Source organism: Limnospira sp. PMC 1279.21, from assembly GCF_032349615.1.
Classification (GTDB): domain Bacteria; phylum Cyanobacteriota; class Cyanobacteriia; order Cyanobacteriales; family Microcoleaceae; genus Limnospira; species Limnospira fusiformis.
This window is the reverse complement of sequence record NZ_JARPLU010000312.1, coordinates 1-2,758: the sequence shown is the minus strand read 5'-3', so window position 1 is coordinate 2,758 and position 2,758 is coordinate 1. Positions and strand designations below refer to the sequence as shown.

2 protein-coding genes and 1 pseudogene are annotated in these 2,758 nt (G+C 42.9%); all 3 read left to right on the top strand.

All coding sequences use genetic code 11. From position 1 onward, the window contains the following. Positions 1-1,111, top strand: a pseudogene (locus P5683_RS23960) (group II intron reverse transcriptase); the annotation flags it as partial. Positions 1,112-1,213: 102 nt separating this feature from the next. Further along, positions 1,214-1,717 carry a hypothetical protein gene (locus P5683_RS23955; protein ID WP_006615945.1) on the top strand — a complete coding sequence of 168 codons (504 nt, stop codon included), beginning with the start codon at positions 1,214-1,216 and terminating at the stop codon, positions 1,715-1,717. A gap of 262 nt (positions 1,718-1,979) precedes the next feature. Then, entirely contained in the window at positions 1,980-2,471 is a 492-nt protein-coding gene (locus P5683_RS23950; RefSeq protein WP_006615946.1) for a YajQ family cyclic di-GMP-binding protein, read from the top strand. The last annotated feature ends 287 nt before the right edge of the window (positions 2,472-2,758 follow it).

Here is a 2,758-nt window from a genome sequence, read left to right as displayed (position 1 = left end):
ATGCCATGGATTCCGTTCTCCAAGCTGCGTCCTAACCACCTTGACTAATGCTATAAATCCAATACTCGCCAACATCGCACTGTTGGGAATGGAAAGGTTAGTTAAAGAAATGTATCCCAATAAAGGAACAACCACCCAGGTGAACTTTATAAGATATGCCGATGATTTTGTGGTCATCTCAAAAGACTTAAAAATCATCGAACAGTGCCAAACTGCAATTTCTGAATGGTTAGAACCTGTAGGACTAGAAATTAAACCCGAAAAAACTCGAATTTGTAACACACTCAATCCTATTGAGTATAACGGCAAGATTGAGGAACCGGGGTTTAATTTTCGAGGATTCAATATCAGGCAATATCCGGTAGGAAAATATAAATCTGGGAAAACAGGGGGAAGAGGAAGCAGATTAATCGGTCACAAAACCCATATTAAACCCAGTAACAAAGCAGTTAAAGCCCAAATTGAAGTGATAAAGGGTGTAATAAAACAACATAAAACGGCACCCCAACCAGCTCTGATAAGTAGACTAAACCCAATTATAAGGGGATGGTCAAACTACTATTCAGGAGTAGTCTCAACAGAGACCTTCAACAAACTAGACCATATAGTCTGGAAGATGCTAAGGGCATGGACAGTATCAAGATGCGGAAAGGCGAATCATGAAAAGTGAAGGAACTACTTCCAGCAGGAAACGGTTAAACTTAGCAACGGAAAAGAAAGGCATGAAACTTGGTTGTTTAAAACTAAAGAGGGACTCCAATTGTGGAAACATAATTGGACCCCAATTGCCAGACATACCCTAGTACGCCCAGAAGCGACACCATACGACGGAAATTGGACTTATTGGGCAACCAGAAAAGGACAAGCAATCGATACGCCAACAAGGGTAGCGAAACTACTCAAAAAGCAAAAAGGCAGGTGTTCCTGGTGTGGACAGTATTTTGCACCATCAGATTGAGTTGAAGTAGACCACATTGTACCTCGAAACTTAGGTGGAAAGGATGAATACAAGAATCTTCAATTATTGCACCGTCACTGTCACGATAATAAAACGGCGCTTGACAAAAACAACGCCAAAGCTGTATCCTTAACAATGGAACAATCAGACTAAGAGCCGGATGAGGTGAAAGTCTCACGTCCGGTTCTGAATGGGAGGGGTAGACCGTGAGGTCTATCTCGACCCCTAATTCTTGGTAAATATATAAGAGTATCCTTGAGTCAGTCCATCAATTTGCCCAGAGTAGATGAATTTTTAGAAGAACTTGCAGCCATTCAGCAAACCGGCTCCAAGCGCATTGCCTTACTCGGTTCCCGCCATATTCCCTTAACCCATCAGAATTTGATTGAGATGATGAGTTATGCCCTAGTTTTGGGGGGAAACCATCTGATTACCTCCGGTGCAACCGGGACTAACTCAGCCGCCATTAGAGGGGCAATGCGGGCTGATCCTAATCTTTTAACAGTCATTCTACCTCAAAGTCTCGAACGTCAGCCTCGCGAGTCACGGTCACAGCTAGAACAGGTCATCCATTTGGTCGAAAATCCCTCTGGAGATACCTTATCTTTGGCCGAAGCTAGTTCCTCCTGCAATCAGGAAATTATTTCCCGGTGTCAGCAGTTGATATGTTTTGCTTTTCATGACAGTGATACTTTGCTGAGGACCTGTGAAGAAGCCGAAAATCAGCGGAAGGTGGTAACTTTGTTCTATTTGGATTGAAGCCAGAGGTTGCCAGTGGCACTTAGTTGGTATAGATCTATTGGGGCAAGTTCTCAGAGATATAAGCTATCTCACCCCATAAGGCCTGATTTGCTGTTCAATGCCAAAATCAGACTGCTGTTACCGAAAAATTGGATACAAAGACCCGTCCTTTAGCCTAGCTGGGGACGGCTTTTTATCAAAATTGTTGCATATTTGGATGTTTGGGGTTAGAATCCTTGTCCTAAGAAATCAGTAGAACATTACATAGCAACGAAGGCTTATGGCTTCAACATCTTCTTTCGATATTGTCAGCGATTTCGACCGTCAAGAATTGGTCAATGCACTAGACCAAGCCAAACGAGAAATTATTAGTCGCTACGATTTGAAAGATACTAACACTACCCTAGAACTTGGTGATGAGGTAATTGTTGTCAATACCGACAGCGAGTTTACTCTTGATGCGGTCCATACGATTATGCAAACTAAGGCTGCTAAACGTAATCTATCCCTCAAAATTTTTGATTATGGAAAGGTTGAGTCAGCTAGTGGAAACCGAGTCCGCCAAGAAATTACCCTGAAAAAAGGGATTAGCAAGGATGTGGCTAAACAGATTACCAAGATTATTAAAGATAATTTCAAAAAATCTCAGGCTTCTATCCAAGGTGATGCGGTGCGGGTTTCTAGTAAGTCTAAAGATGATTTACAGGAGATAATTAGATATCTCAAGCAGGAAGATTTCCCCGTAGCACTACAATTTACCAATTACAGATAGTTAATATCCTACCAGGCGATCGGGTGCGATCGCCTGGTAGGGTGCGTCAGAACAGCAATTCTCATTTGGGAAATTCAACTGCTATCGGGTGGGATGTCTAACTCGAGACCCTCAAGCATAAAGGTCAGAAGGTGGTCCCAACTGTCTCAGCGTACAGTCTGGGTAAGCGCGCGCAAATCATTAAAGAAGGTTTGGCGGGTAGGTATAGCATTAGTCAAGGTGGTTAGGACGTAGCTTTGAGAACGGAATCCATGGCATCATGGAGAGAATCAAACTGCTCACGTGCA

Bases quoted from the DNA above. Each gene is read 5' to 3' on its own strand.
- P5683_RS23950 (WP_006615946.1), top strand. From the start codon at position 1,980: ATGGCTTCAACATCTTCTTTCGATATTGTCAGCGATTTCGACCGTCAA.